The organism is Chryseobacterium sp. C3, from assembly GCF_014218905.1.
Lineage (GTDB): Bacteria > Bacteroidota > Bacteroidia > Flavobacteriales > Weeksellaceae > Chryseobacterium > Chryseobacterium mucoviscidosis.
The window spans coordinates 691,170-718,147 of record NZ_JACLCU010000001.1 but is presented as its reverse complement, the minus strand read 5'-3'; the positions used below and the strand labels follow the sequence as shown (position 1 = coordinate 718,147).

Below are 26,978 nucleotides of genomic sequence, written 5' to 3'. Positions count from 1 at the left end.
AAGAAATGGTTTATACAATTATTGCAGTCGCAGTTTTAGTGGTTTTATTATATTTTGTAATTACAGGACAGGAAGTCTTTGGTGCGGAAGCAAAAGGAGAGAGGTTAAAAAGAATGCAGCAGTCCGCTCATTACAGAGACGGTCAGTTTCAGAACCTCAGCGAAACACCCTCTCTTGCAGAAGGATATTCCATGCCGAAAGTAATGTTCGATTTCTTCTTTGCCAAAAAAAATCCGCTTTTAAAGCCACTGAAAAATATTCCATCCATTCATACAAATTTAAAAAATCTTCCTAAAAATGAAGATATTTTTGTGTGGTTGGGACATTCATCATATTATATCCAGACCGATGGCGTTTCATTTCTTATTGATCCGGTGCTAAGTTCTTACGGTTCGCCGTTTAAGTTTTTCAACAAAGCCTTTTCCGGAGCCGATATTTTTAAGCCCGCAGATATTCCGGAACTTGATTATCTGGTGATTACCCACGATCATTACGACCATCTGGATTATCCTACGGTAAAAGCCATTAAAAATAAAGTAAAAAAGGTCATTTTACCATTGGGAGTCGGTTCACATCTGGAAAGATGGGGATATCAACCGGAACAACTCATCGAAGACGAGTGGGGAAGTGAAGTTGTTTTAAAAAATAATATCAAAATAATTTATACTCCTGCAAGACATTTTTCAGGAAGAAAAGTCAAAAGAAATGTTACACTCTGGACTTCCTATGTTTTAGAAACCCCAACAAAGAAACTGTTTTTAGGCGGAGACAGCGGCTACGATACCCATTTCAAAATGATCGGTGAAAAATACGGACCTTTCGATTATGCATTTATGGAGAACGGACAGTATAATGAAGCATGGAAATACATTCATGCGTTGCCGCAAGATGTTATTCAGGCAAGTATTGAGGTAAAGGCGAAAAATATCATTCCGGTGCATTCGTCCAAATTCGCATTGGCGCTCCACGCCTGGAACGAACCGCTGGAAAGAGTAACGAAGCTCGGAAAAGATAAAAATCTTAATATTTTAACACCCATGATCGGCGAACCTGTTGATCTAAATGCTTCAGATAATAAGTTCAGAGTCTGGTGGAAAGACTAATTTACGCGTGCCAAATGTCTTTGTAACGGGCAGGATGATTTTCAAACTGCTGTCTTACAAAATCACATTCTGGATCTACCAGAAGATCTTTTTCTTCGGCATAGCGAACAAGTTCATCCAGAAGCATTTTGGCGTAGCCTTTTCCTTCATGCTCCTCTTCAAGTTTGGTGTAGTAGACAATTAAAAGTCTGCCGTCGATCTCAATGGACATATAGCCCGACTTTTTTCCGTCAATAAGTATCTGCAATTCATCCTGATACGGAGATACTTCAAATTTTATATTTTCCATACAATTGAGATTTTTGGTGAGTAAGAAGTATTGAAAACTTTCTTCTTTTAAAATTACAAATTAAAACTGAAATCTTCGAAAATTTTAAGAATTTTTAAAACCGTTAAGAAAAATTTATGAATAGATTGTAAATATAAGGAAATCAATGATTTATAATTGGTTTGATGATCTTTAAAAATGATGAAAAATATTTTGGCATTCAAATTGAAAATTTCTGTACAGTAGAATTTAAATTGAATGAAAGATGAAAAAGTTAATCATAACAATGATGTTGGTAGGAACTTTTGGTTTATCCTACGCACAGACAGATTATTACAACGATTACAGAAGAAGTATTACCGATGTTAACTGGCAGAGTGTAATTTCAGATCTGGTGCTTTCAACAACACAGGCAAACCAGATTTATGCACTGAACGACCGTTACAGAGATTATGATTCCTGGAACAGAGTATATGATAATAATCCTGATCGATGGAGAAATGACCGTTATGTAGAGTTGGAAAGAATTTTAGGAAGAGATAAATATGCTAAATTTAAAAACAGATATTACAAAGGACAAAACCCTGTAGCAGTTTACAATAGAAATAAAAATAATGACAAACGCTATAAACACATGGATAAAAAAGCCAAAGTTTACAGGCATAAAAACGGAAAAGGTCATCATTAAAACCAATTAATCAATTATATTTAATCTTAAATGGCTGGTCGAAAGATCAGTCGTTTTTATTTTATCTATAATGATTATTTCATGATCAGATTTATGTTTGAATTTTATAATTTTGAAGCATGGAATCTAATGAAACTGTAAAAGGATTTTATCAACGCGTCGGTCTGGAGTGCATCAAAACTCCCGGAGTAGGACATTTTAATGTTTTTTCACGCGAAAACTGCTCACTCATTACGCCGTACAGCAGAAGAGATTATTATAAAATTTCACTAATTATCGGGAAAGGAAAACTGCATTATGCTGACAAATGGATCTATGTGGATCAGCCGGCTTTGCTTTTTTCGAATCCGGTAATTCCTTATTCTTGGGAAGCAGAAGACAATGATCAGAAAGGTTTCTTCTGCCTCTTTACAGATCATTTTGTGCATGACGGAAACCGTCTGGGAAATCTTCAGGATTCCCAGCTCTTCAAAATTGGCGGAACTCCAGTTTTTTTCATCAATGAAGAACAGCAGAAAACCGTTGCCGATATCTTTATTAAAATGATGAACGAAATTCAGTCCGATTATCTTCATAAATATGATATGCTGCGTGCTTACCTTCATCTTCTGATCCACGAAACAATGAAAATGCATCCTGCGGAAAATTTTGAACCTTATCAGAATGCTTCGCAAAGAGTAGCTTCCTTATTCATGGAATTGCTGGAAAGACAATTTCCGATTGACAGTCCCGAAAGATTTTTAAAACTTAAAAGTCCGGTAGATTATGCCGAAAGTCTTTCCATTCACGTCAATTCATTAAACCGTTCCGTAAAGGAAATTACGGGAAAAACGACAAGTCAGCAGATTGCGGCAAGAATTATTCAGGAAGCTCATGCCTTATTAAAACATACCGACTGGAATGTCTCTGAAATTGCCTACGGATTAGGCTTTGAAGAACCTGCCTATTTTACCAATTATTTTAAAAAACAAACCGGAATGACCCCCAATGCAGTAAGAACTGCTCTTGTTTGAATTTTATAATTCTTCGTTTGAATTCTATATTGAAATCATTCAGTGGCTGTTATAATTTTGTACTGTAACTTTTAAATCACAAGCTATCATGAAATTTAGAAAATTAGGAAACACCGGAAAAGATTTATCAGCCATCGGTTTGGGATGTATGGGAATGAGCTTTGCTTACGGACCCACAGATGAACAGGAAAGCATCAAAACCCTTCATAAATCGCTAGATCTGGGGATCAACTTTTGGGATACAGCCGATATGTATGCCAACGGAGAAAATGAAAAATTAATTTCAAAAGTTTTGGTTCCGAACCGTGACAAAATTTTTATCGCAACCAAATTCGGATTCCGTTTTAAAGACGGACAAGCAGGTCACAGCGGCGCTCCGGGAACGTATTTCGACGGTTCACCGGAATGGATTAAAAAGGCAGTGGATTTAAGCCTTCAGCGCCTCAAAATTGATGAAATCGATTTGTATTATGCGCACAGAGTGGATCCCAATATTCCTGTGGAAGAAACGGTAGGAGCAATGGCAGATTTGGTAAAAGCAGGAAAAGTAAAGTATTTAGGTTTATCCGAAGCTTCTGCGGAATCGATCAGAAAAGCACATAAAATTCATCCGATTACAGCTTTGCAATCAGAATATTCCCTGCTTACGAAAGATGTGGAGCGTGAAGTTCTGCCTGTAATCCGCGAACTGGGAATCGCTTTAGTGCCCTATTCACCTTTAGCAAGAGGACTTTTTTCAAATATTAACGAAGCTCAGAATTTTACGGATGAAGATTTCAGAAAATCTTTACCGCGTTATCAGGAAAAATATCTTGAAAATAACAGAAATTTAGCTCAGGAGATCAATGATTTTGCGGCTTCAAAAGGCGTAAAAGGAACTCAGCTTGCTTTAGCATGGGTTCTGAATCAGGGAGATGACATCATTCCGATTCCGGGAACGAAACGCATCCAATATTTAGAAGAAAATATTGAAGCAGCCAAAATTGAGCTTTCAGAATCAGACCTGAAAATTATAGATTCAATCTTAAAAAAATATCCCAACGTTGGTGAAAGATACAGCGAAGGATCAATGAAATTAGTCAATAATTAAAATTGCATGAATTCAGATTTTCAGGATCTTTTTCCGGAAATCTGGATTTTCAATTGAAAATTTTTAACATCAGCAATGGTTACCCTTAAAGAAAAAAACAAATTTATTGCTACGGTTTTAGCATTTGCCGTTATTCCGATGTCCGGATTGGCAACGGATATTTATCTGCCTTCTATGCCGAGTATGGCAACGGAACTGCATCAGACGGAAAGCAATATTCAGCTTACTTTATCCATATTTTTAATCAGTTACGGACTTACCCAGTTTTTTGCCGGAAGTATTGTAGATTCTTTCGGGAGATATAAAGTTTCCATGATTTCTCTGGCACTTTTTGTCGCTTCTTTTTTAATTACCGCTACAACGCAGAACATTTTTGTGATCTATGCAATGCGTATTTTGCAGGGTGTTTTGTCGGGTTTCGCTGTCGTTGCCAAAAGAGCTTTTTTTGTGGATGTTTATGAAGGAGAAGAGCGGAAACATTATCTCAGCATCATGACGATTGTCTGGTCGGTTGGACCTATTGTTGCACCGTTTATCGGAGGATATCTGCAGAAAAACTTTGGATGGCAGTCAAATTTTTACGTTTTGGCAGGGTACAGTTTGCTGCTGCTGATTCTTGAATTTATATTCTCTGGTGAAACATTAAAAAAGAGGAATCCTTTTCATGTGGAATTCCTGATTAAAGAATACAACTCCATGTTCAAAGCTAAAGATTTTTTCTACGGAATAATTATGTGCGGCTTGAGTTACTCAATGATTATGTTTTTTAATCTTTGTGGTTCCTTTATTATTGAGCATAAAATGGGCTATTCCGAAGTTGTGGCAGGATATGTTTCTCTTATTCTCGGTTTTGCGTGGATGACGGGCGGATTTTTAGGAAAGGCATTAATTAATAAAGCTTTTTTACCGAAAATAAGAAACGCTAACTTTATTCAGTTGCTTCTGATTGCTGTTATGTTTGCCGCTTCGTATTTCTCCAATAATATTTACAGTCTGGTTGCTTTTGCTTTTTTAATTCACGTAACAGCAGGATTTATTTTCAATAATTATTTTTCCTACTGTATCGGAAGATTTCCCAATTCTGCCGGAATTGCAGGTGGTTTAACGGGTGGAGTAGCCTTCATTATTACTTCAGCATTGAGCTATGGAATTGCAGCTTTCATAAAACCTCAGATTCAGCTTCATGTTGCGGAAGGCTATTTTATTCTGGGACTTTTAGGACTGTTTATTTTAAGCATGATTAAATTCAGAAAAGCTCATGCTTAAAAGTTTATATTTAAACTTGTTTAAACTAATTTCAGAATTAACCGCAAAATGGACAAAAGATAATTTAAAACGAATTTCCAGAGTAATCAAAGCGCTCAAAAGAATAAAAATCAAAGATTTTTAAAAACTATTGTGAGCTTTTTCATTTATAATGATCAGCTTTAAATAAAAAAATTTTGAATATCCGTTAAACAACCTATTACTATGCACTGATATGAAAATCAATTATTTATAACAGGCATTTTGACAAGCTCAGTGTGACACCTCTAATACTAAATGCTTGATTTCTAGCGATGTCAAGCTGAGCCTGTCGAAGCTTTAGGTTAATAAACGGACAATCAAAAAAAATAGTAGATCTTTTGTGACTTTTGCGGTTAAATAAAAGTTTAAACAGACTTTTTATTTAAATTTTCTACGACATAGTTTTCATAATAAATCCTCTCTTTTCGGGAGGATTTGTTTTTACCTTTCAAATTTTAAAGTAATTTTTAAATAGAAAAAGCCCCTTTATGAAAGGAGCTTCTGTTAAGTACATTGCTAATAATTTCTTGCTTAAATTTGTGTGATTGTGTATGTTCCTGTTGCATCGAAATTGATACTGAATTCCATTTTGAAATTTTTAGGTGTTAACGTTAAATTTGGAATTGTTATACTGCTTCCATTTACATCAAAACTTCCATCACTAAGATTATCGCCTAATTGTTCACCATTACTTAAAGTAATTACAAATCCTGAGAAATTTGATGAAGTAACTCCGGAAAATGTTATGGTAAATTTATTTGTTGCTGTATTGTAAGTAGTGTTAGATACAATAATGGAAGAACTTAGATAACTCGTTGAAGGATTTATATTCTCTGTTGAAACGACAGAATACATTCCATAATTAGAAAGACCTATTCTATAAAATCCATTAGAAGTAATATTAAAACTGCTTCCATTCGCTATTAAATTATTTTGATTATCTGATCCATAAACCTGCGCAGAAGAATTTTGTCCAGCTATGAATTTAATTTGTGTATTTGCTGGAAAATATTTGTATCCTGTTTTCTGATTAGAAGAACTATTTCTAAGTAATTCAGCAGAAGAGGCGTTAAAATTATTATAAGTTCCGAACATATAAAGATTTGCAGGAAATGTAGTATTTGATGATCCAGACGCAACAGGCAAATTTAAATTACCCGAATTATCAACTCCCAAAATATAAGTTGTTCCATTAGGAGAAGTAAGGGTAATTCCCTGTCCTGCGCCTGTTACAACTGTCTTACTCACTTGTGCATATGGAACGCTCATCAATTGGTTTACCCCAACATTCGTGTAGTTAGAACCTCCATTTGGATCCATTTCCACCTTAACAAATTTGGCGTTGGTTCCCCAGTTGATCGCCCCGAAGTTTCCTGTAGTAGCCGTTCCATGTCCAATGTTCAGGTTTACCAGACCTTTGGCGTTGGTCGTTTTGTTTTGAGTTTCGGTATATAAAACCGTTCCGTTGGCTGCATTATCCAGGATACTGATTCTCAAAGAAACGTTTCCGTTAGCAATCGGAGCTCCTGCCGCATTGAAAGCAATCGTCTGATAACTGAATGCCTGCGGAACCTGCGCGCTTACTAAACTTGCTAAAAATAATCCTATAGTTGCGTAAAGCTTTTTCATGTTCAAATAGTTTTTTTAAGGTTTTTTGATAATTTTAATAGGTTTGATGTCGGAGTTTTTGAAAACGATCATATAAACTCCCTGCTGAAGATGTCTTAAATCCAGTTGTTCAGAATCTAAGTTGGTTTTGAAAATAAGCTTTCCCGAAAGATCATAGATTTCAGCACCTTCAATTTTTGATTTTGAATTAAGTTTAACATAAATGAAATCAGCAGTAGGATTCGGATAAATTTTCACATGGTCTTTTTCAAGTTCTGAAACACCCAAAACCTGTAAAACAGATTGGTAAAGCATTCCCATAGTTCCGGAGTTTGTTTTGTCCGGATCTGTAGGAATCACATAAATTTCTCCCACTGAATGCGTGAAGTTATCAGCAGAAACCGCTCCTGAATTGATATTTCCTACCACAGACTGGGCAAAACCAAAAAAAGGCACTCCGAATAAAAGTAGAGTAATTTTTTTTCTCATGGTTAATCATTTTTAAGGACTGCGAATATAAATAAATTTTCCATTACAAAAAGGTTTTTCAGACTTATGTTATTTTATTTCCGGTTTAATTATTTTTTAACCATTATTTGATGGGAAAAGTTTTCTTTTTTAGCTAAATTTGAAAAACAAAAAAATAAATTATGTCAAGTATTACATTAAAAGGAAACCCGGTAAACACAATAGGAAACCTTCCGTCAGTAGGAAGTACAATCAAAGATTTTGCTCTTTTAGATGCAGGACTGAATGTGAAAACTCTGGAAACTTTTGAAGGAAAGAAAAAAGTGTTCAACATTTTCCCGAGTATTGATACTCCGACTTGCGCATCATCCGCAAGAAAATTCAATGAAGAAGCTTCAGCTTTAGATAATACTGTTGTGATCAACGTATCTAAAGATTTGCCTTTTGCTTTGGGAAGATTCTGTGCTGCGGAAGGTCTGAACAATGTAGAAACCCTTTCGGATTTCAGAAGCAGTTTTGGAGACGATTACGAAGTAACCATTACAGATTCGCCTATGAAAGGACTTTTAAGCCGTGCTGTCATTGTAGCGGATGAAAACAATGAAGTGGTTTACACAGAGCAAGTATCAGAAATTGCAGATGAACCTGATTATCAGGCTGCATTAGCTGCGTTGAAATAAAAACCGATCCATAAAAAATCGGAGTCCTGCACAGTCTGCAGGACTTTTTTCTTTCCTGTTTTCCATAAAATTACTGATCACAATCATTAAAAATTAAAAACTTTCCGCTTACCTTTACACAATGAAACGTTCCGGAACCGCAGATTTACCCCTTCACTATGGCAAAGTACCGCGTTGGCTTTACGAACGGATGTCGATCCTCGGTCTTTCTATCGTTGAGGTAATTCTCATGGAGTATGGTAAAGACGAAGTTCTCCGCCGACTGGCAGATCCTTTCTGGTTTCAGAGTTTTGGCGCGGTGATGGGAATGGACTGGCATTCTTCAGGAATTACAACTTCCGTAATGGGCGCTTTGAAGCGTTCCATCAATCCGAATTCCCAGTCGTTGGGATTGTATATTTGTGGCGGAAAAGGAAAATTTTCCCGCGAAACACCTTCAGAACTCCTTCAGATTGCCGATAAAACGGGTTTAAACGGAAATGATCTTGTAAAAGCCAGCAAACTTTCGGCGAAAGTAGATAACACCGCAATTCAGGATGGATACCAACTGTATCTGCATAATTTTATTCTGTCGGATAACGGAAATTGGAGCGTTGTTCAGCAGGGAATGCATGAATCGGACGGAACAGCAAGACGCTATCATTGGCATTCAGAAAATATTAAATCCTTTGTGGAAGAGCCTCACACCGGAATCAACGGAATTTCAAGAGGAACTATTTTAAATCTTACAGATGCGGAAGCTTCCGGGAACAGAAAAGGAATTCTGGAAATTTCCCACACCAATTCCGCGGAAATAATGAGCGATTTCTCAAGATTAATTCTTCCCAATCATCACGACATTCAGGCTTCGGATGTAGATTTGAAACGGCTTGGAGCTCTTTTATACATAACGCGAGAGCAACAGTCGCAAAATTTCGAAGATTTACTCATGCTGGAAGGTGTCGGTCCGCGAACTATGCAGTCTTTGGCTTTGGTAAGCGAAGTTATTCACGGTGCGCCGTCAAGATTCAAAGATCCTGCGAGATTTTCATTTGCGCATGGCGGAAAAGACGGTCATCCGTTTCCGGTTCCTACCAAAGTCTATGATGAAAGCTTACAGATTTTAAAATCAGGAATTGAAAAATCTAAACTTGGCAATTCAGACAAGTTAAAAACCTTAAACAAGTTACATCAGATTATCGAATCGACTGAGAAAGATTTTACTCCCGATTTTGATATTCAGGAAGTAATTGAAGAAGAAAGACAGAATTCCTGGCGTTTTGGAGGTAAAACCGTTTTCGGAGATGCTCAGAAACCTTCGAATCCAAAACCTATTCAGCTTTCTCTGTTTTAAAATCTGTTAATAATCAAATATATTTGTTATCCTAATAGAACAAAGTGGATTGAAGCATCTCAAAGTAAGAGCGTGATTAGTTTATGATTCCGCAAATCATCACTTTATATAAGATTTACTTCATCATTTCCAATAAAAATTTTATTTTTAAAGCTTTGAAAAACATTCACTTGATGAGCAATAAAGCCTTAGAAATCTGCTACGATTTTCCTTTTTTTCTGGATGATGAGCTTGAGGAAATATTTCAGGCACATGAAAAAGTTTCTTTTCATAAAGGAGATTTCATTCTGGAAGAAGGAAAAACAGCCAACGAATATTATATTCTGGAGAAAGGTCTGGCTCGCTCATTTGTCAACGATTTTAACGGAAATGAAGTAACGATCAATTTTTTTGTTGAAAATGAAATCATCATCGAAGTTTCTTCACTGTTTCAGAGAATTCCCACTCAGGAAAATATTGTCTGCATTACAGACTGCGAATGCTGGAAGTTTGATTTTGAAACTTTTCAGGAATTATTTCATAAAATCCCGAATCTCAGAGAATGGGGAAGAGCCTGGATGTCTCAGCAGCTTTTCATCGGGAAACAGCGTTCCGTAGAGATATTTACCCTTTCCGCAACCAGACGTTATCTCAATCTTTTAGAGCAGAAGCCGCATGTAGTACAGTTTGCTCCCTTAAAGCAGATTGCCTCATTTCTGGGAATTACAGATACTTCCTTAAGCAGAATCCGTAAAGAGCTGGTTTCCCATCCGAAGAAAATTTAAATCTTGTCTTATGGCAAGTTGATTTTTATTTTAACTTGATAACTTTGAGTATAATTTTAACAGTAAAAACAGCAAAATGAAAATCAATCAGATTTATGTGAATCTTCCGGTGAAAGATGTACAGAAAACCAAAGAATTCTGGACAAAATTAGGCTTCCCAACTAATGATGAAATGTCAAACGACAAATCAGTTTGTGTTGTTATGAACGAAAATACCTATGTGATGTTTTTAACGGAAGAGTTTTTCCAGACTTTTTCAGAAAGACCGGTTCCGAAAGGAGATACAACACAGGTTTTGGTCGCAATCAGTTTAGATACCCGTGAACAGGTAGATCAGATGGTAAATACCGCTGTGGCGAATGGCGCAACACAGCATGAAGAACCGCAGGATTACGGATGGATGTATCATAATTCTTTTTGGGACATCAACGGACATGGCTGGAATGTAATGTTTGCAGATCCATCCCAAATGCCTAAAGACTAAAATTTAAGTCAATACAATTAATTCTTACATAAATTTTGGTAAAATAAAATTTGTGGGGATATTTCTTTGTCATTTTTAACAGAAATTCTCTTGAATGATCTGATATTAAAAAAATGATAAAATAGATTCTTCCTTCGTCAGAATGACAATTATACGTTTGATAAAAATACTAATCACACAAACGCTCTACACAAATTCCACAAATAGTATTCGTGTTATTCGTGAAAAATATTAGAGCTATTTGTGTTTAAAATATTAATACACAAATTCCACAAATATTATTCGTGGTATTAGTGAAAAAATTAGTGCTATCTGTGTTTAACTAAAAAAAATAAAAAAAATCATGGCTAAATTAAATCCTTACTTAAATTTTGATGGGAAAGCGGAAGAAGCTTTCAATTTTTATAAATCCGTTTTCGGCGGAGAGTTCGTTGGTGAAATTTACAGAATGGGCAATGCTCCCGGAACTGAACATTTATCGGAAGAAGAAAAAAACAGAGTAATGCACATTGCACTTCCTGTAGGCGGAGATTTGCTCATGGCTTCAGACATCGTCCCAAGTTTTGGACAACAACTGAATGTGGGAAATAACAATTACGTTTCTGTTTTTCCAGATTCCAGAGAAGAAGCCGACAGACTTTTTAAAGGGCTTTCTGAAGGCGGAAATATAGAAATGCCGATTGAAGACCAATTTTGGGGAGACTATTTCGGAAGCTTTCAGGACAAATATGGTGTTCATTGGATGATCAATTATAACGAGGAATACGTAAAATAGACTTATCTTTAAACTGAATTATATTGAAAGGGCAACTTAGAATCAGTTGCCTTTTATACACTTAAAAATAATATGATGGAACCTATTCACATTGATATTACCATTCTGGCTCCCGTTCAGAAAGTCTGGGATTATTACAACGGACCGGAACATATTACAAAATGGAATTTTGCCCACGAATCCTGGGAATGCCCGAGCTCTGAAAACGACTTAAGGGTTGGCGGACAATTTAAAAACAGAATGGAAGCCAAAGATAAAAGTTTCGGATTCGATTTTGTGGGAACGTATGATGAAGTTATTCCGTATGAAAAGATCAGGTATCATATGGAAGACGGAAGAAAAGCAGAGATAACTTTTGATAAAATGGACGAAAATACAACCAGCGTACAGATTATTTTCGATCCGGAAACACAGAATCCTGTCGAAATGCAGCGAGAAGGATGGTACGCAATTCTGAACAATTTTCATAAGTATGTAGAAAACAATTAAGAACGATTTTAATTTTCAGAATCATGATCAATTTAGTGATAATGGCAAAATGTTTAAGTTCCATTTGCGCGGTGAGTCATGTAGTTAACGGAACTTTTTACAGGGAATTCTGGCTGCTCCCGCGCAAAGAGCATTGGCAAAGGAAAAGATTGATTCTCTTGAAAAACTTTCAGAGTATTCTGAAAAGGAAATCATGCAGCTTCACGGTTTCGGAAAAAATGCAATGCAGAAACTTAAAGCTTATATGAAAGAAAACCACGTTTCTTTTAAAATTGATACTGAATAGAAATTATACCGAGATCTACAAAATTTTCACTCTAAATTTTGATTAAATGCTTCATCGATAGTACAGATTCTGTTGAACTATTGATGATTATTCGTGAAAAAAAATTGTGGCTATTAGTGTTTAAAGCAAAAAATAAAATTTAAAATTATGAACAACAATATTTTCCCATGTCTCTGGTACGATGGAGACGCAAAAGAATCCGCAGATTTTTACTGCAAAATATTTGATGGAAAAATTACCACAGATACTCCAATGGTGATGAACATCGAACTTTTTGGGCAGAAAATGATGCTCCTGAACGGCGGTCCGCATTTCAAGAAAAATGCTTCGGTTTCTTTTATGGTGATTTGCGAAACGGAAGATGAGGTTCAAAAATATTGGGACGGATTATTGGAAGGCGGAATGGCTTTAATGCCTTTGGATTCTTATTCCTGGAGCAAAAAATATGGCTGGCTGAAAGATAAATATGACGTAACCTGGCAAATATTTTTAGGAGAAAAACAAAGCGACCAAAAGATTATTCCTACTTTGATGTTTATCCACGAAAATAACGGAAAAGCAATGGAAGCGATGGAATTGTACACTAAAGTTTTCCCGAATTCTAAAATCGGAAATATTTTAAGATACGGTGATGGAAGTGAAGGACATCCGACTCCCGAACCTGCTGAAAATATTCAGCATGCCCATTTTGAAATCAATGGCTACAGTTTCTTCTGTATGGACAATTCTTACGATCATCAGTTCGATTTCAATGAAGGAATTTCAATGGTTGTAATGACTGATGATCAGGAACAAACCGATCATTACTGGAATGCCTTAACGATTGACGGAGGAAGGGAAAGTATGTGTGGCTGGCTGAAAGATAAATTTGGCTTCAGTTGGCAGATTGTTCCCAAAAGACTGCTTGAATTGATAAACGGATCAGATCCGGTAAAAGGGCAAAAAGTATTTCAGGCGATGATGGGAATGCACAAAATTGTTATTCAGGATCTGGAAGACGCTTATAATTCTTAGTATTCAAATAAAATAAGAAAGCAGAAGGTTTGAAGCTTTTTAACCGTTTAAAAACTTTCTGCTCATCTTCTTCAAATTCTTAATTTTCCTTTTCGGCTTGCTGTTTGATGGGTATTCATAAAAGATTTGCTTATGAAGACACAGAACAAGTCAGACTCAAAATCTAAAGTTCCTAAAGACGAACTTTATCCCGAAATTATACGGAAAAGCTATTTGGGAAGTAAAAAACTTCAAAATAAAAAAGCGGTAATTTCCGGAGGAGACAGTGGAATAGGACAGGCAGTTGCGGTTCATTTTGCGAGAGAAGGAGCCGATGTTGCAGTTATTTATAAAGAAAGTGACAAGGATGCGAAAGAAACACAAAAACTCGTAGAAAAAGAAGGTCGAAAATGTATTTTGCTGAAAGGGGATGTTTCAAAAAAAACTTTCAGAACAAAATGTCTGGAGAAGATCAAAAAAGACTGGAAAACAGTGGATATTCTTGTAAACAATGCGGGAATTCAGTTCCCTAAAAATGACATTGAAAAGATTTCAGACGATCAGATCCGGAAAACCTTTGATACCAATATTGTTTCTATGATTGCTTTCACCAGAGATTTTTTATCATTAATGAAAAAAGGGGGGAGAATTATCTGTACCACATCTGTTACAGCATACCGCGGAAGCGATCATTTAATTGATTACTCGGCTACGAAAGGAGCGATTGCCACTTTCATCCGTTCTCTGGCTGTGAATATTGCTGAAAAAGGAATTTTAGTAAACGGCGTTGCTCCCGGTCCAATCTGGACTCCTCTTGTAAAGGAAACTTTCGACGATCTGTCAACTTTTGGAAAAGACAATCCGTTAAAAAGAGCTGGGCAGCCATCGGAAGTTGCTCCCGCTTATGTTTTTCTGGCTTCGGAAGATTCCAGTTTTATAACGGGAGAAATCATTCATATTAATGGCGGAGACTTTGTAGGAGGATAAAATCTTAATTAAAATAACAGCTAGTTTATACAGTTTTTTATGGAAAAATTACATTTTGATATTCAGATCAATGCGGAACCGGAAAAAGTTTGGAGTGTACTTTGGGATGATTTTTCCTTCAGACAGTGGACTTCTGCATTTACGGAAGGCTCATTTTATCAGGGAAATTTAAAAGAAAATGAGATCATTAAATTTCTGGATCCCCAAAACAACGGGATGTTCAGTAAAATTGTTACATTAATTCCCAATCAGGAAATTAAATTTCTCCATCTCGGTGAGATTTACAATGGAGTAGAAGCACCGCAGAACTGGGGTGAAGCCACGGAAAGATACATTTTGACTGAAGATGAAAATACAACTCATCTTCAGGTCGAAATCCAGACTTCAAAAGAGTTTAAAAGCTTTTTTGAAGAAAAATTTCCGGATGCCCTTTCCAATGTGAAGCATTTATCCGAAAACCAACTCTAAACATTTAATAAAAACAATATGGAAACTTTATCTTACGAAATCATCATCAACGCTCCCAAAGAAAAGGTATGGGACGTTTTGTGGAATGAAAATACATACAGTGAGTGGACAAAATTTTTTAATCCAAACTCTGCTTCTTTCATGAAATCTGACTGGAAAGTAAACGGGAAAACCTATTTTACAAATGCAGAAGGAGCAGGAATGGTTTCTACAATAGACAGTCTGAAAAAGCCGGATCAGATTGTTTTTAAACATTTGGGAATGCGAGATGAAGAAGGTAACGAAGACACAGAAAGCATGGAGGTGAAACAGTGGAGCGGCTGCTTTGAAAAATATTTTTTAATTGATTCTGATGGCAAAACAAAACTTCATGCCGAAGTACAGACTGAAAAAGATTGGCAAGAGCATATGAATACAGGCTTTACTAAAGGTCTGCAAATTGTAAAGGATCTTGCCGAAAAATAATTATTTTCGAATTTATTTTAGGCTATATTTACAGTTGATAAAATTACGATTAATCATAGTGTAAATCTTAGTATCTACTGGAAACAAAAAGAAATCTTATGAAATTACTTACCATTCTTTTTACAACATTCATTTTGGCTTTAGTAGCAACCAAAATTTTTCAGGGCGACTGGAATTTTTTGTTTTCAGGAAATTTGGGAATGGCTGTTTTCATCATATTTACAGGATTTTCTCATTTTAAGTTCCAGAAAGGAATGGTAATGATGATTCCTGATTTTATCCCTGCAAAACTATTTTGGGTTTATTTTACAGGTATTATTGAAGTTGCAGCCGGAATCGGATTGATGATTCCTTCCATTCGTGAACTGACTGCCATTTTATTGATAGTTTTTTACGTTTTGGTATTCATTGCCAATATCAATTCATCCCGAAAAAATATCAATATTTTTAAAGCGGATTTCACAGGTCCCGGAATGACTTATCTGTATAAAGAAAGAATTCCGATGCAGATTATTTTAATTCTCTGGACTTGGTACTTCGGAATTTATCTGAACTAAAAACATATCATTTAAAATAGAAACGGAAGGCTCAGCTTTCCGTTTTTTGTTTAAATATAAATGTGATATATATATCTTTCAAAAATTTCATCATTAAAAATTAAACATAATAAAAGGATTTGTGTTACAAGCGAAAAAAATATTGGTGTTATTCGTGTTTTAAAATACGGATGAATAAAAGAAAATTTTAATCTCTTAAAAATTATTTTAAATTTATTAAAGTAAAACAAAATTTTCAATCGTCATAGCAATATGGAGATTGTCGAAAAAATAACAATGCCACAGAAGGAGAAGGAAAATATCATCTCACAGACCGTTTCAAAGTACGGAGGAAAGCTGATGTCGTACATTCGTCCGAAAGTGAAAAATACGGAGGATGCGGAAGATATTCTGCAGGAAGTGTGGTATCAGTTCAGTAGTCTTACCAATCTTTCTGAGATTGTGAATGTTGGCGGTTGGTTGTACAGAGTAACGGCAAATAAAATCACGGACAAATACCGCAAGAAGAAAACCGAAAATCTTGAAGATTTCGTGTACGAAGATGAAGACGGCGATTTTTCCATTAAAGATATTCTGCTCATGGATGAAAGTGCAGGTCCCGAAATTAAAATGTTTCAGGATGAGATCTGGAAAAAACTTTTCGAAGCTCTGGATGAACTGCCGGAAAAACAAAGACTCGTCTACGTGGAAAACGAACTCAATGACAAAACCCTTCAGGAAATTGCGGATGAGCATGGCGAAAACATTAAAACGATTATCAGCCGTAAAAATTACGCCGTAAAACATTTAAGAAACCGATTGAAAAAATTATACGAAGATTTAAACAGTTAGTAAATAAAAAGATATGAATCATAAACATAAAAAAGGCTGGATTTTTCTGATTCTTTGTCCGCCATTGATTTTTTTAGGCGTTACATGGATCGTGATGGCGCTCTGGAATTGCCTTCTCCCTGAAATTTTGGGCGTAAAATCCATTACTTTCTGGCAGGCAATGGGAATTCTTATTCTTAGTAAAATTCTTTTCGGAGGTTTCCATTTCGGAAAAGGGATGAGAGATTTTAAAGAAAAGAAAATGAGAGAAAAAATGATGCATCTTACACCCGAAGAAAGAGAAAAATTCAAAGAAGTTTGGAGAGACCGTTGTTCAACAGGATTTTTCAACAGGCACAACAGAACAAACGAATAGTGAAAATTTTAGAAGTAGTAAAGAAAAATGGAAATCTATTCGTCTATATAAAAAACAAGAAGTAGTAAAATTTAAAATTTTGAGAAAATGAAAAATTCAGTATTAAAAGGCGCTTTAGCTGCTTTAGCCGTAGTAGGAGTTGCAGCAGTTGTTAAAAAAGCAGCGCAGAGAAAAAGATTTGTAAAGGGTATTTTTGATGAATACGGAATCAAAGAAAAATCTCCTTTCGGATTGGCGGATAAAATCAGAGAAATGAACGACGAGCAATATCAGGAGCTGAAAGGTAAGTTTAAAAAAGAATTCGCTTCAAGATGCCGCCACAGAGGTTTCGAAAGAAAAGAAAACGTCGCAGAAGCATAATAAAAGTAACTCAATTGAAATTGTTTAATTCCGGCTCGGGAAGCTTCGCTTCCCGAGCCGGAATTTTTTACAGTCATTGCGATGAGCAAAGCAAAGAAGCAATCTTAAAAAATAGGATTTCGGTTCAGGCGGCGAAGCCGCCTGAACCGAAACATCAAAAAGATTTAAACATGCAAGCTTGAGATATTTTGATAAATGTTCTAAAGATAGCGTTCCTACGGAACGCCGAACATCCTCTTAATATGATTTCTACACAGATAAAACTCCAAAGAGTTTTTAGGAATTTTACTTTATACGATTTTTTGTTTTAAAAGAAAAGAATTGAAAAGCATAACACAAAATTATTCGAGATCTTTGTGAAATTATTCGTGCCATTTGCGTTTAAAAAAGAAAATAAAATCCTTATTTTTGCATAGTTTAATGAAAGATTACTACTATTTTCTCGGAATTTCTCACGATGCTTCGGAAGAAGACATCAAAAAAGCGTATAGAAAATTATCTTTAAAATATCATCCTGATAAAAATGATAACGATGACTTTTTTGCAAACCGATTCCGTGAAATTCAGGAAGCTTACGAAACATTGAGCGACAAAAGCAGAAGACACTCTTACGATCAGAATTTAGAAAGTCATCAGAAAAGCTTCAGGTACAATATTCCGCCTTCTATTAAAACTTTTACGGCAAACAAAATTCATGCGAAAAAAGGGGAGGAGATCATCATTAATTGGCAGACTCAAAATGCCGATGTGGTGAAAGTTTTACCTTTCGGACTGGAAAAACCTTATGGAGAAAGAGTTTTTAAAATAACAGAATTTAAAGACGGAAAATTCCAGATTTTGCTTCACGCTACGAATTCACTACTGCACAAAACAGCCGTTCAGGGAATTACGATTACCGAAGTTTTCGAAAACAATTCGGAAAAATTTAAAGATAAGGCAGAGGAATTATTTAAGTCACAGCCAAGAACTGTTGCAAATCCTCATGGACAGCCAAAAATCGCGAGAATTATTATCGGGGTAGTCTTACTAATTCTGGCGGTCTATTTCCTGTTAAAAAGCTTTAATTAAGCCATTTTCTTTCTTCCCGGGCACTTTTTACATCTTTTTCCCTTTTTAAATTTTTTGCAGCATGATTTCTTATCGCCGCAATACATTTCTTCGGTATTCATTGAAAAAGCAGGAGCTAACGGAGCTACTTTGAAAGGAACGATCATATTCATGATGCAAATATATTAATTTAGAATAAATCCAGATAATAAATTTGACAAAAAATTAATGACTTATATCAAAGAAATAAAATCAACTTCAATTATGATCAATAAAAAAGGACAAACATCAAATGTCTGTCCTTAAAAGTGACCGCAGAAGGATTCGAACCCTCACTGTCGGAGCCGAAATCCGAAGTTCTATCCATTAAACTATGCAGCCGTATTGAGTTGCAAAGTTTGAGAGTTTTAGAGTTAAACTAAACGCTAAGACGCTTAAATTCTCAAACTCTCCCACTCTAAAACGTAATCTTCACGCCTCCCAAAATCTGTGCACCCAGAACTTTATAGCCTTTGTACGTTTGATATTTTGAGCTCAGAAGATTATTTCCAAGCGCGAAAATACTGAAATTTTTGTGAATTTTATACTCTGCAGACAAATTTAAATCTGCATAACCTCCCACTTTATCGTTGGTGTTCTCTGTAGACTGATAGAACATGGGACTTCCAACTCCCTGAATCATAAATGAATTCGTGGTTCTGTCGCTGGCAAAAATCCCTTTAAAACCTAACAATAATTTTTGATCCAGCATCGTATATTTTGCTCCGATTGTGGCAGTAACCAAAGGTACATTGTAGATATTTTCGTAGTTTTTAAGATCAAACTTGGTAAATTTCACTTCTCCGTCCAACACTAAATTTGCCAGAGGAAAATACTGTAAACTACCTTTGATGTCTCCTACATTTCCGTCATCATACACCGCAGAAAAAGTATTTGCGAAGTTATAGGCAGAACGGTTCAGGGTGAAATTCGTGTCAAAAAGATCATTGGCCTTAAAGAACATAATGTCTCTCATTTTTCCGTACCCTGCAGAAACATCATACTTAAAAGTTTCATCAATATCTCCTCTTAAACCTACATAAAAATGATATTTTGTTTCAGTTGGTCTTAAATACTGGTCAGAAACGATGAAAGGATTCTGCTGTAGTAAATCCGAATATGTATTCAGCTTTAAACCTCCGTCAACTCCTCCGTAAAATTTAAATTCCTGTGCAGCAGCAACCTGAAATTCAGCTTCCGGAAACCAATAGGTCTTGTTGTTTTTCATTTGTTCAGCCATCAGATCATTTTGGTTTTTACCATTTAGAAACGCAAACTGCGATCCTAATTTCAGATAAGAATCCCCTTTTCTGAAAGTAACTTTCGGGCTCAGACTTGTATTAAAAAAGTTGGACGAATTTTTATCTCTGATTGAAAATTCAGTTTTTACCGTTTCCAGACCAACACCTAAATCTGCATTCAGACTGATGCCTGATTTGCCGATTTCAACCCCATGTTTCGAGAAATTCGCCAAAACGGAAGCCTGATTTTCCTGAGCATCAAAATGATCTTTTAAAAATGAAGATTTCACCCTCACATCATTCAGAATTTCGTTCGAATAAAAGTCATAATAACCATTTACTTTAAACTGATTGACTCTTTGATCCAGATCAACATCATTGCTCGGAGTCAGCGCATAAATTCCGTAATAATTATAGCTGTTCAAACCATATTCCGCATTCAGATTGAATTTTCCTTTATCTCCGTAAGAATTCAGGAAAGCTCCTAAAGTGGTTGAACTCTGCTTAGAATCCCAGTCGTATTCCTTTTTTAAACCCTGTGTTGAAAGAAAATGAGCATCCACTCCAACCTCAATTTTATTTTCCAGCGTTTTCGAAATATTTGCATCGCCCAGAATTTTACCGAAATTTCCCATTCCGAACTGGATATAGTTGTTTTGCGCCGAACCTTCGAATTTCGGGGTCACATCTGCTCCCTGAATGGTTGACGTTTTAAAATCCGAAACCGCAGGAACATCCGTAATGTTGTACTGTACAGGATTCTGAGATTTTTCTTCCGGCGGATAATTTTTAATGGTTTCTACCGAAGTTTTCTTTTTTTCGATCTTCTTTACTTCCGGTTCCCTTTTTTTATTAAGAATCAGTTTTTCTTCTTTGATCTGGGAAAACGCTACCGACGAAACCCCTAAAAATATGATGGATAATAATTGAATTCTTTTATTCATTACTTTTTGTATTAATAATGTACCAATTTATCAATGCAACAATCCGGCAATGTATAGTTTGATTGGTAAACTGTTACATTGATAAATTGATACATTAAATATATTTTTACTTTTTAATCTGCTTTTTAACTTCCTTCGCTTCTGCAACAATCTCAGGGAAATCTTTATAATTTTCAATGATCTGATCACAGGTATAACTTGCCTGATAATTGTCTTTCAGACCAACATAGTTTTTCGCCATCAGAACAAGCGCTTTTGCTCCCCAATATTCTTCGGAAGCATAATTATTGGCCAATTTAAAGATCGTTTCATTAGAGGATTTAAACGCTTTTCCTTTGTTTTGATAATAAGCTTTCGCGTAGAGAGATTCTGCGGCAACCGAGGTATTGGATGATTTTTCAAGCGAAGCGTAAGCCGACTGTGCGTCTTTGTCTTTTCCTGAATTCATCAGACTTCTTGCCTTAATTACTTTTGCCGTCTCAATAACCGCCGCGGAGTTTTTATTGTTTGCAATCACCGCATCGGCTAATTTTTCAGCCTGAGAGAAGTTCTTTTCATCGGCATAAACTTTCATCAGTTCAACATTGGCGTAATTTTTAATGTTGACGTCTGATGAGTTTTTAATATTTTCAAGATATTTTTTAGCTTCAGCCGTATTCCCTTGATTGAAAAAGATTTGTGCTAAACGGGTTTGTGCATCATCCTGATAATCGTTCTGAACATTGGCAACTTCCTGTAAAACCAACAGAGCTTTTGTAGTGTCTTTGGTTTGATAATAACTTTCACCCAGCTCATATTTTGCATGATAAAGCCCTTCTCCGGTAGGATTCTGCGTTAAATATTTTTCGTAGTAAGAAATCGCGTTTTTATAATCTTTTTTCGTGAAATACTGTTTTGCAGTCGATAAATTAATTTCATCAATTTCTGATGCATCAATATTAACTCCTAAATTTCTTGCGAAAGTTTCATAGCCGGAAACATCTCCGTTCTTTGTAAAGATCGGTTTTGCAGCCTGAACGATTTTTTCAGCATAGGCTGTATTTTTGTACTGTTCGCCAAGCGATCTCAGTTCAGATAAAGCCTTATCACTCTGGTTCTGGTCAATGTAGTTTTGTGCTCTGTAAATCGATGCATTGGCAACCAAATCTTTATCAGATGAAGTTTTAATCACTTTATTAAAGTAATCATTCGAGTTACTGAAATCGTCCTGCGCTGCGTAAGCTGTCCCGATTTCGTACTGCGCATCGTCATAATAATCAGAATCCGGATATTTGGATAAAAGGTTTTTCAGGTTGGTAATTTTCGCCTGAGTATCACCTTTAAATCCTAAAGCCATTGCTTTCTGATACAGTGTATAATCTGTTGCGTCTTCATTTTTATCATAAATGGCAATCGCTTCGTTCAAATTATTGTTGGCGTAATTGATGTCTGCCAAACGAAGTTCTGCATCATTTTTAAACTCAGGTTTCGGGTTTGCTAAATATTGCTTGAAATACGTTTCCGCCTGATCGAATTTTTTAGATTTGAAATAAGCATAGCCTAAATCATAAGGTAATTGTTGTTTTTCAGGGAAATTTTCACCCAGTAATTTTTCATAACGGGCGATTGCGGAAGGATAATTTCCTTTCTGATAATACACCTGTCCTAACCAGTATAATGCTCTGTTGTTGAATTCTTTATTGATGTTGAATCCTAAACTTCTTAAGAAGTAATTTTCCGCTTCATCATAATTTCCTTTGTTGAATTCTTCCGTTCCCAAAAGATAAGAAACTTCCTGATCGATTTTATTGATTTCCGGCGTTGAGCTCTGTAAACGGTCAATCGCGTTCAGCGTTTCCTTATAATTTCCGGAATATAAATAGGATTTTACCAAAAGCGATCTCATTTCCGAAGCATTCGCGCCGTTTTGGTTTTCATTAATATAATTCTGGATTACCGTAGAAGCACTTTCAAACGGATTTCCGATGTCGTAGCTTAATTTGGCGTACTGTTCATGCGCAAGCTTCTTTACATTCTTATCATAATTCATCTGATAGGCAGAACGGAAAGCCGAAAGCGCTTCCTGCTTTTTACCAACCGCCAGATAAGCATTTCCAAGCTGATAATAAGCATTCTGAGCCAATGCCGAATTGCTGTTCAGCAATTGATTGTAGTAAGAAACCGCTTCGTCATATTTTTTAAGCTGAGCTGCTACAAATCCCATCTCATAAAGATCATTCTCGGACGGATTTTGCTGAACGCTCAGATAATCTTTCAAGTGAGGATAAGCCGAAGTGTAATCATCTTTCATGAAATAACTTTCGCCAATGATCTTGTGAACTTCAGCTTTGTAAGATTCCGAAATATCTTCATTCAGTAAAGCAGTTCCTTCGGAGATCGCTTTATCATAATCTTTGTCATTGTAGTACATCTGAACATAGTAAGGACGCACCAGTTTAGAATATTTCGGTTCTTCTTTAATGGAATCAAAATAACGGAACGCTTTATCATTCTGCCTGTTAGAATAATATAAATGTCCCAACATATAAGCAATATCGCCTTTTTGAGACTGATCTGCCGTTTTATAAGCTTCTTCCAGTGCATCTGTTGCACCTTTGGAATCGCCCATCATGAATTTGGCGTATCCCAGTTTCAGAATGTATTGTGTATTTTCTTCTTTGGAAAGCTGATACTGGTTTACTTTTTTCAGAGTTTCCAGAGCTTTGGCGAAATCTTTTTTAGCCAAATAATAATCAGCCAACGGTAAATTTGCCTGTGCAAAATACGCAGAGTTCGGATACTCTTTCATGAAAGCGGTTAATCCTTCTTCCGCATGATTTTTCTGAAGAATAACGCCGATTACATTATCAAAAAATTGTGCAGCTTCTTTTCTCGAACGCGACAAATGCTGATTGTAGAAATATTGTCTGGCGTATTCGTATTGTGAAGCGTTGTATATTTTGGTCTGATAAAGATTTTCAGCGAGATTGAATCTGTAGTTTTCTTTTTGTGTAAAGTACTGAGACTGTTGCGCATCGGAGATCCCGAAATACATTACAGCAGCCGCTAAAAGTATTTTTTTCGATTTCATTAATTTTAAATTTTAACATGAAGAAGCCTGAAAATCAGGTTCAGATATTTAAAATTACGGGAATTTTTATCCACAATTTATCAACGAAAATATTGAAAAGATATTGTATAAGCAAGCGTTTTAACACATTGTTAGTAACCAAAATTTTTTTTAAGACTTCTTAACTTTTTGATAAGAAAGATTAAGAAAATAAAAATTATTTCAGAGAAATAATTACATTTGCTTTTTTCGAATCAAATATAGAATTGAATGAATCAACTTTTTAGAAGAAAAATCTATTCAGAGACAGACACATCTACGAGTTTATTGAGGGTTTTGGGTGTTTGGGACATCGTATTTTTTGGTATTGCCGCTATTATCGGAGCCGGAAGTTTCAGCAGTTTGGGAGAAGCCGTTTTCAGAGGAGGTCCCGGTGTGATCTTACTATATTTGATTTGTGGTTTTGCGTGCGGTTTTACTGCACTTTGCTATGCAGAATTTGCCAGCAGAATTCCGACAGCGGGTTCCGCGTATACTTACGCATATGCAAGTTTCGGGGAATTAATTGCTTGGATCATCGGTTGGGCGCTGATTATGGAATATTCTTTCGGAAATATCTACGTCGCATTTTCGTGGTCGGATTATTTTACAAGTTTCCTGCACCGTTTAGGAATGCATATTCCTGATTATCTAACATGCAGTTATACCGAAGCTAAGAAAGCTTTTATGAGCGGTTCCGAAAACAAAGAACTGATTAATGCATGGACAAATGCTCCATTAATCGGAAGTTTAAAATTCATCGTTGATATTCCGGCTTTGGTCATCAACGGATTGATTACATGGCTGTGTTATGTAGGAGTTAAGGAAAGTAAAAACTTCAATAACGCTTTGGTAATCCTGAAATTAGCGGTAATTGTTTTAGTGATTTTAGTGGGATTTGCTTACATCAATACAGATAACTGGACGCCTTTAAATCCGGAAACTCAGGTTACTTCTTTCATGCCGAATGGTTTTGCGGGAGTAATGAGTGCGGTTTCGGGGGTTTTCTTCGCTTATATCGGGTTTGATGCCTTAAGTGTGCTTTCGGAAGAAACAAAAGATCCCCAGAAAACACTTCCGAAGGGAATGATCATTTCTTTGGTATTGTGTACATTTATTTATATTGCTTTAACGCTGGTTCTTACCGGAATGGTGGATTACAGAAAATTTGACGGTGTTGGAGATCCGCTTTCCTTTATTTTTGAAAAAGGAAACGCCAATGTTGCATGGATGGAACTTGTCGTTTCGTTTGTAGCCATTGTAGCGATTACAACTGTTCTTTTGGTGTTCCAGATGGGACAGCCGAGAATCTGGTACGCCATGAGCCGTGACGGACTGATGCCGCAGAAATTTCAGGAAGTACATCCAAAATATAAAACCCCTTCGTTTGCAACCTTGGTTACAGGAATTGTTGTCGGAATTCCGATTTTATTTACCGATAAATCTTTCATCCTCGATTTTACAAGTATCGGAACCATTTTCGCGTTTGTTTTGGTTTGTGCGGGAGTTTTAATGCTTCCGGCAAAAGAAAAGATCAAAGGAAGATTTCACTTGCCTTATGTGAACGGAAAGCTTATTTTCCCTCTTATTTTTATTGGCGGATTAGTGGTTTTCTATTTCTGGCAGCCTGATTTTTTTCATAATTTAATGGACTGGAAAGATCCTAAAGAAGGTGAATTCAGAGCTTCTATTTTCTTTTTTATTCTGGTTAATTTACTGCTTTGTGTATTGGCATTTGTTAAAAATCTTTCACTGATTCCGTTAATCGGTTTAAGCTCATGTTTATATCTTCTTACCGGAATGAGCCATGACAACTGGTTCTGGTTTGGACTGTGGTTTGCTATAGGTTTGGTAATTTATTTCTGCTACGGATACCGAAACAGCAAACTGGGAAAAGCTTAATTGTATGATGAAATATCTGCTTGTTTTTTCGCTTCTGATATTGGGAGGCTGTAAAAAGACATCTGATCATGAAGGCAATTCCCAAAGAAACCGTACAGAAGTAAAACGGAGTTATAAGGAATGTTTAACAGCAATTCATCAAAAAACAGAAGCAGAGAAAAAGCAGTATTTTTTTAAATTTATCAATAATGATGTTCCTCAATACTGGGCAAAAACGCCATGGTCTTTTGCAGGAACCTCCAGAGAACCGCAAAAAGGCAGTATTGCCTGCGGATATTTTGTAACGAATACTTTATCGGATTACGGTTTTGATATCAACAGAACGTATCTCGCGCAGCAGGCTTCATCTGTAATGATTAAAAAGCTTTGTACAGAGATAAAATATTTCAGCAAAAGGCAGGATCTGGAGCATTATATTTTAGGTAAAAATAAAAATCAGATTTATATTGTAGGACTGGATTTTCATACAGGTTACATTACCCGCGAAAACAAAGATACTTATTTTATTCATTCCAATTACATTAAGAATGAAGGGGTAATAAAGGAACTGACTAAAAATTCACGTGCATTGAATGCTTCTGAAACTTTTATGATTGGAACTTTAAAGTACAAATAATCATGTCTGAAAGAATTAAAACCTTCAAAGAGTTCTATGAGTTTTATCTTACGGAACACAGTAAAACGGGAACCCGCATCTTTCATTTTCTGGGAACCTTGCTTGTCTTTTTCGTCATAGGATATGTTATCAGCTCCGGAAAAGAAAGATTTCTCTGGTATGTGCCGATCTTTGGGTACGGATTTGCATGGTTCAGTCATGCAGTGATTGAAAAAAACAGACCTGCAACCTTTAAATATCCGCTCTGGTCGCTGATCTCAGATTTCAGACTTTTTTTCGAACTGTTGATCGGGAGACAGAAATTTTGGGGAGTTTCAGATAAAAAACCTGCTGAAAAGTAAATTATAAGATCATTTCACGGCACAGTAATTGCAACCCTGTCCTAAAATTTTATTTATGAAAAATTTCACAACATTTTTAAAAGTAACGTTTTCGGCAATTTTTGTTATGATTCTTACACAATGTACAACTTCTTCCAACGTTGCTGCTGCGAACGAAAAAACATTTATTGTAGGTCCTGAAACCGCAGACTGCACCGGAGTTGCACCCATGAAATGTCTTCAGGTAAAAGAAAACGCTTCAGATTCATGGACGAATTTTTATACCAATATCGAAGGCTTCACTTATGAACCGGGTTACGAATATGTTTTAAAAGTAAAAACAGAAAAAATAGAAAATCCTCCGGCAGACGGATCTTCCATAAAATATACTTTGGTAAAGCAAATATCTAAAACTAAAAAATAAACAAT

The 26,978-nt window shown here is 35.9% G+C and carries 30 protein-coding genes and 1 tRNA gene; 25 read left to right on the top strand and 6 right to left on the bottom strand.

From position 1 onward, the window contains the following. Window positions 1-5: 5 nt before the first annotated feature. Window positions 6-1,103 carry an MBL fold metallo-hydrolase gene (locus H6W53_RS03245; protein ID WP_185204847.1) on the top strand — a complete coding sequence of 366 codons (1,098 nt, stop codon included), beginning with the start codon at window positions 6-8 and terminating at the stop codon, window positions 1,101-1,103. A gap of 1 nt (window position 1,104) precedes the next feature. Here H6W53_RS03245 and H6W53_RS03240 read toward each other — a convergent pair whose 3' ends face one another. After that, window positions 1,105-1,392: a GNAT family N-acetyltransferase gene (locus H6W53_RS03240; RefSeq protein ID WP_087710810.1), complete on the bottom strand. Its 288-nt coding sequence runs from the start codon at window positions 1,390-1,392 to the stop codon at window positions 1,105-1,107. A gap of 244 nt (window positions 1,393-1,636) precedes the next feature. Between H6W53_RS03240 and H6W53_RS03235 the strand changes: the two genes are divergently transcribed. The 4 genes from H6W53_RS03235 (at window position 1,637) to H6W53_RS03220 (ending at window position 5,428) form a co-directional block, all read left to right on the top strand. Next, window positions 1,637-2,059 carry a hypothetical protein gene (locus H6W53_RS03235; protein WP_194304437.1) on the top strand — a complete coding sequence of 141 codons (423 nt, stop codon included), beginning with the start codon at window positions 1,637-1,639 and terminating at the stop codon, window positions 2,057-2,059. 119 nt (window positions 2,060-2,178) lie between these two features. Beyond that, window positions 2,179-3,072 carry a helix-turn-helix domain-containing protein gene (locus tag H6W53_RS03230; RefSeq protein WP_087710808.1) on the top strand — a complete coding sequence of 298 codons (894 nt, stop codon included), beginning with the start codon at window positions 2,179-2,181 and terminating at the stop codon, window positions 3,070-3,072. Between the two features lie 88 nt (window positions 3,073-3,160). After that, entirely contained in the window at window positions 3,161-4,162 is a 1,002-nt protein-coding gene (locus H6W53_RS03225; protein ID WP_185204846.1) for an aldo/keto reductase, read from the top strand. Window positions 4,163-4,237: 75 nt separating this feature from the next. Then, complete coding sequence (locus tag H6W53_RS03220) at window positions 4,238-5,428, top strand: MFS transporter (RefSeq protein ID WP_185204845.1); 1,191 nt, start codon at window positions 4,238-4,240, stop codon at window positions 5,426-5,428. Between the two features lie 552 nt (window positions 5,429-5,980). Here the strand turns inward: H6W53_RS03220 and H6W53_RS03215 are convergent. Continuing rightward, entirely contained in the window at window positions 5,981-7,078 is a 1,098-nt protein-coding gene (locus H6W53_RS03215) for a hypothetical protein (RefSeq protein ID WP_185204844.1), read from the bottom strand. 15 nt (window positions 7,079-7,093) lie between these two features. Next, the gene (locus H6W53_RS03210; RefSeq protein ID WP_185204843.1) at window positions 7,094-7,546 is read right to left on the bottom strand and encodes a T9SS type A sorting domain-containing protein; all 453 of its coding nucleotides are present in this window, start codon (window positions 7,544-7,546) and stop codon (window positions 7,094-7,096) included. A gap of 161 nt (window positions 7,547-7,707) precedes the next feature. Here H6W53_RS03210 and tpx point away from each other — a divergent pair, with 161 nt between their 5' ends. The 16 genes from tpx to H6W53_RS03130 all read left to right on the top strand — a co-directional run bounded on the left by tpx (window position 7,708) and on the right by H6W53_RS03130 (window position 18,420). Then, a complete protein-coding gene (gene tpx, locus H6W53_RS03205) occupies window positions 7,708-8,205 on the top strand; it encodes a thiol peroxidase (protein WP_185204842.1) in 498 nt (165 codons plus the stop codon). A gap of 121 nt (window positions 8,206-8,326) precedes the next feature. Then, on the top strand, window positions 8,327-9,538 hold the full coding sequence (locus H6W53_RS03200) for a DUF763 domain-containing protein (RefSeq protein WP_185204841.1): 1,212 nt from the start codon (window positions 8,327-8,329) through the stop codon (window positions 9,536-9,538). A 173-nt stretch (window positions 9,539-9,711) separates the two neighbouring features. Next, window positions 9,712-10,302, top strand: a complete 591-nt coding sequence (locus H6W53_RS03195) for a Crp/Fnr family transcriptional regulator (protein ID WP_185204840.1) — start codon at window positions 9,712-9,714, stop codon at window positions 10,300-10,302. Window positions 10,303-10,378: 76 nt separating this feature from the next. Further along, window positions 10,379-10,786: a VOC family protein gene (locus tag H6W53_RS03190; protein WP_087710785.1), complete on the top strand. Its 408-nt coding sequence runs from the start codon at window positions 10,379-10,381 to the stop codon at window positions 10,784-10,786. A 343-nt stretch (window positions 10,787-11,129) separates the two neighbouring features. After that, window positions 11,130-11,561 (top strand): VOC family protein, encoded by a 432-nt coding sequence (locus tag H6W53_RS03185; RefSeq protein ID WP_076394588.1) that lies wholly within the window; start codon window positions 11,130-11,132, stop codon window positions 11,559-11,561. A 75-nt stretch (window positions 11,562-11,636) separates the two neighbouring features. Then, a complete protein-coding gene (locus H6W53_RS03180; protein WP_185204943.1) occupies window positions 11,637-12,050 on the top strand; it encodes an SRPBCC family protein in 414 nt (137 codons plus the stop codon). Window positions 12,051-12,183: 133 nt separating this feature from the next. Next, entirely contained in the window at window positions 12,184-12,336 is a 153-nt protein-coding gene (locus H6W53_RS03175) for a hypothetical protein (protein ID WP_194304436.1), read from the top strand. 147 nt (window positions 12,337-12,483) lie between these two features. Then, window positions 12,484-13,350: a VOC family protein gene (locus H6W53_RS03170; RefSeq protein ID WP_185204839.1), complete on the top strand. Its 867-nt coding sequence runs from the start codon at window positions 12,484-12,486 to the stop codon at window positions 13,348-13,350. Window positions 13,351-13,482: 132 nt separating this feature from the next. Beyond that, window positions 13,483-14,316, top strand: coding sequence for an SDR family oxidoreductase (locus H6W53_RS03165; protein ID WP_185204838.1), 834 nt, complete (start codon window positions 13,483-13,485; stop codon window positions 14,314-14,316). 39 nt (window positions 14,317-14,355) lie between these two features. After that, a complete protein-coding gene (locus H6W53_RS03160) occupies window positions 14,356-14,784 on the top strand; it encodes an SRPBCC domain-containing protein (protein WP_185204837.1) in 429 nt (142 codons plus the stop codon). 18 nt (window positions 14,785-14,802) lie between these two features. Next, window positions 14,803-15,249, top strand: coding sequence for an SRPBCC family protein (locus H6W53_RS03155; RefSeq protein WP_185204836.1), 447 nt, complete (start codon window positions 14,803-14,805; stop codon window positions 15,247-15,249). Window positions 15,250-15,347: 98 nt separating this feature from the next. Beyond that, the gene (locus H6W53_RS03150; protein ID WP_185204835.1) at window positions 15,348-15,806 is read left to right on the top strand and encodes a hypothetical protein; all 459 of its coding nucleotides are present in this window, start codon (window positions 15,348-15,350) and stop codon (window positions 15,804-15,806) included. Between the two features lie 276 nt (window positions 15,807-16,082). Further along, complete coding sequence (locus tag H6W53_RS03145; RefSeq protein ID WP_228408211.1) at window positions 16,083-16,637, top strand: RNA polymerase sigma factor; 555 nt, start codon at window positions 16,083-16,085, stop codon at window positions 16,635-16,637. Between the two features lie 13 nt (window positions 16,638-16,650). Continuing rightward, a complete protein-coding gene (locus tag H6W53_RS03140) occupies window positions 16,651-16,992 on the top strand; it encodes a hypothetical protein (RefSeq protein WP_076394606.1) in 342 nt (113 codons plus the stop codon). 87 nt (window positions 16,993-17,079) lie between these two features. Beyond that, window positions 17,080-17,352 (top strand): hypothetical protein, encoded by a 273-nt coding sequence (locus tag H6W53_RS03135; RefSeq protein WP_185204834.1) that lies wholly within the window; start codon window positions 17,080-17,082, stop codon window positions 17,350-17,352. Window positions 17,353-17,772: 420 nt separating this feature from the next. After that, entirely contained in the window at window positions 17,773-18,420 is a 648-nt protein-coding gene (locus H6W53_RS03130; RefSeq protein ID WP_185204833.1) for a J domain-containing protein, read from the top strand. Window positions 18,421-18,708: 288 nt separating this feature from the next. Here H6W53_RS03130 and H6W53_RS03125 read toward each other — a convergent pair. From H6W53_RS03125 to H6W53_RS03115, 3 genes are all read right to left on the bottom strand, one after another. Then, a tRNA-Arg gene (locus tag H6W53_RS03125) sits at window positions 18,709-18,780 on the bottom strand. Window positions 18,781-18,856: 76 nt separating this feature from the next. Continuing rightward, a complete protein-coding gene (locus H6W53_RS03120) occupies window positions 18,857-20,623 on the bottom strand; it encodes a TonB-dependent receptor (RefSeq protein WP_185204832.1) in 1,767 nt (588 codons plus the stop codon). A gap of 106 nt (window positions 20,624-20,729) precedes the next feature. Then, window positions 20,730-23,693, bottom strand: coding sequence for a tetratricopeptide repeat protein (locus H6W53_RS03115; RefSeq protein WP_185204831.1), 2,964 nt, complete (start codon window positions 23,691-23,693; stop codon window positions 20,730-20,732). A 249-nt stretch (window positions 23,694-23,942) separates the two neighbouring features. Between H6W53_RS03115 and H6W53_RS03110 the strand changes: the two genes are divergently transcribed. From H6W53_RS03110 to H6W53_RS03095, 4 genes are read left to right on the top strand one after another with little or no spacing between them, the layout of a single operon-like run. After that, window positions 23,943-25,613: an APC family permease gene (locus H6W53_RS03110; protein ID WP_185204830.1), complete on the top strand. Its 1,671-nt coding sequence runs from the start codon at window positions 23,943-23,945 to the stop codon at window positions 25,611-25,613. Window positions 25,614-25,617: 4 nt separating this feature from the next. Continuing rightward, window positions 25,618-26,229, top strand: coding sequence for a hypothetical protein (locus tag H6W53_RS03105; RefSeq protein WP_185204829.1), 612 nt, complete (start codon window positions 25,618-25,620; stop codon window positions 26,227-26,229). A 2-nt stretch (window positions 26,230-26,231) separates the two neighbouring features. Beyond that, a complete protein-coding gene (locus tag H6W53_RS03100) occupies window positions 26,232-26,570 on the top strand; it encodes a DUF962 domain-containing protein (RefSeq protein WP_185204828.1) in 339 nt (112 codons plus the stop codon). A gap of 55 nt (window positions 26,571-26,625) precedes the next feature. Beyond that, window positions 26,626-26,973, top strand: coding sequence for a DUF4377 domain-containing protein (locus H6W53_RS03095; RefSeq protein WP_087710746.1), 348 nt, complete (start codon window positions 26,626-26,628; stop codon window positions 26,971-26,973). The last annotated feature ends 5 nt before the right edge of the window (window positions 26,974-26,978 follow it).

Coding starts and splice junctions, on each gene's coding strand:
- H6W53_RS03245 (WP_185204847.1), top strand. CDS start 6: ATGGTTTATACAATTATTGCAGTCGCAGTTTTAGTGGTTTTATTATAT.
- H6W53_RS03240 (WP_087710810.1), bottom strand. CDS start 1,392: ATGGAAAATATAAAATTTGAAGTATCTCCGTATCAGGATGAATTGCAG.
- H6W53_RS03235 (WP_194304437.1), top strand. CDS start 1,637: ATGAAAAAGTTAATCATAACAATGATGTTGGTAGGAACTTTTGGTTTA.
- H6W53_RS03230 (WP_087710808.1), top strand. CDS start 2,179: ATGGAATCTAATGAAACTGTAAAAGGATTTTATCAACGCGTCGGTCTG.
- H6W53_RS03225 (WP_185204846.1), top strand. CDS start 3,161: ATGAAATTTAGAAAATTAGGAAACACCGGAAAAGATTTATCAGCCATC.
- H6W53_RS03220 (WP_185204845.1), top strand. CDS start 4,238: ATGGTTACCCTTAAAGAAAAAAACAAATTTATTGCTACGGTTTTAGCA.
- H6W53_RS03215 (WP_185204844.1), bottom strand. CDS start 7,078: ATGAAAAAGCTTTACGCAACTATAGGATTATTTTTAGCAAGTTTAGTA.
- H6W53_RS03210 (WP_185204843.1), bottom strand. CDS start 7,546: ATGAGAAAAAAAATTACTCTACTTTTATTCGGAGTGCCTTTTTTTGGT.
- tpx (WP_185204842.1), top strand. CDS start 7,708: ATGTCAAGTATTACATTAAAAGGAAACCCGGTAAACACAATAGGAAAC.
- H6W53_RS03200 (WP_185204841.1), top strand. CDS start 8,327: ATGAAACGTTCCGGAACCGCAGATTTACCCCTTCACTATGGCAAAGTA.
- H6W53_RS03195 (WP_185204840.1), top strand. CDS start 9,712: ATGAGCAATAAAGCCTTAGAAATCTGCTACGATTTTCCTTTTTTTCTG.
- H6W53_RS03190 (WP_087710785.1), top strand. CDS start 10,379: ATGAAAATCAATCAGATTTATGTGAATCTTCCGGTGAAAGATGTACAG.
- H6W53_RS03185 (WP_076394588.1), top strand. CDS start 11,130: ATGGCTAAATTAAATCCTTACTTAAATTTTGATGGGAAAGCGGAAGAA.
- H6W53_RS03180 (WP_185204943.1), top strand. CDS start 11,637: ATGGAACCTATTCACATTGATATTACCATTCTGGCTCCCGTTCAGAAA.
- H6W53_RS03170 (WP_185204839.1), top strand. CDS start 12,484: ATGAACAACAATATTTTCCCATGTCTCTGGTACGATGGAGACGCAAAA.
- H6W53_RS03165 (WP_185204838.1), top strand. CDS start 13,483: ATGAAGACACAGAACAAGTCAGACTCAAAATCTAAAGTTCCTAAAGAC.
- H6W53_RS03160 (WP_185204837.1), top strand. CDS start 14,356: ATGGAAAAATTACATTTTGATATTCAGATCAATGCGGAACCGGAAAAA.
- H6W53_RS03155 (WP_185204836.1), top strand. CDS start 14,803: ATGGAAACTTTATCTTACGAAATCATCATCAACGCTCCCAAAGAAAAG.
- H6W53_RS03150 (WP_185204835.1), top strand. CDS start 15,348: ATGAAATTACTTACCATTCTTTTTACAACATTCATTTTGGCTTTAGTA.
- H6W53_RS03145 (WP_228408211.1), top strand. CDS start 16,083: ATGCCACAGAAGGAGAAGGAAAATATCATCTCACAGACCGTTTCAAAG.
- H6W53_RS03140 (WP_076394606.1), top strand. CDS start 16,651: ATGAATCATAAACATAAAAAAGGCTGGATTTTTCTGATTCTTTGTCCG.
- H6W53_RS03135 (WP_185204834.1), top strand. CDS start 17,080: ATGAAAAATTCAGTATTAAAAGGCGCTTTAGCTGCTTTAGCCGTAGTA.
- H6W53_RS03130 (WP_185204833.1), top strand. CDS start 17,773: ATGAAAGATTACTACTATTTTCTCGGAATTTCTCACGATGCTTCGGAA.
- H6W53_RS03120 (WP_185204832.1), bottom strand. CDS start 20,623: ATGAATAAAAGAATTCAATTATTATCCATCATATTTTTAGGGGTTTCG.
- H6W53_RS03115 (WP_185204831.1), bottom strand. CDS start 23,693: ATGAAATCGAAAAAAATACTTTTAGCGGCTGCTGTAATGTATTTCGGG.
- H6W53_RS03110 (WP_185204830.1), top strand. CDS start 23,943: ATGAATCAACTTTTTAGAAGAAAAATCTATTCAGAGACAGACACATCT.
- H6W53_RS03105 (WP_185204829.1), top strand. CDS start 25,618: ATGATGAAATATCTGCTTGTTTTTTCGCTTCTGATATTGGGAGGCTGT.
- H6W53_RS03100 (WP_185204828.1), top strand. CDS start 26,232: ATGTCTGAAAGAATTAAAACCTTCAAAGAGTTCTATGAGTTTTATCTT.
- H6W53_RS03095 (WP_087710746.1), top strand. CDS start 26,626: ATGAAAAATTTCACAACATTTTTAAAAGTAACGTTTTCGGCAATTTTT.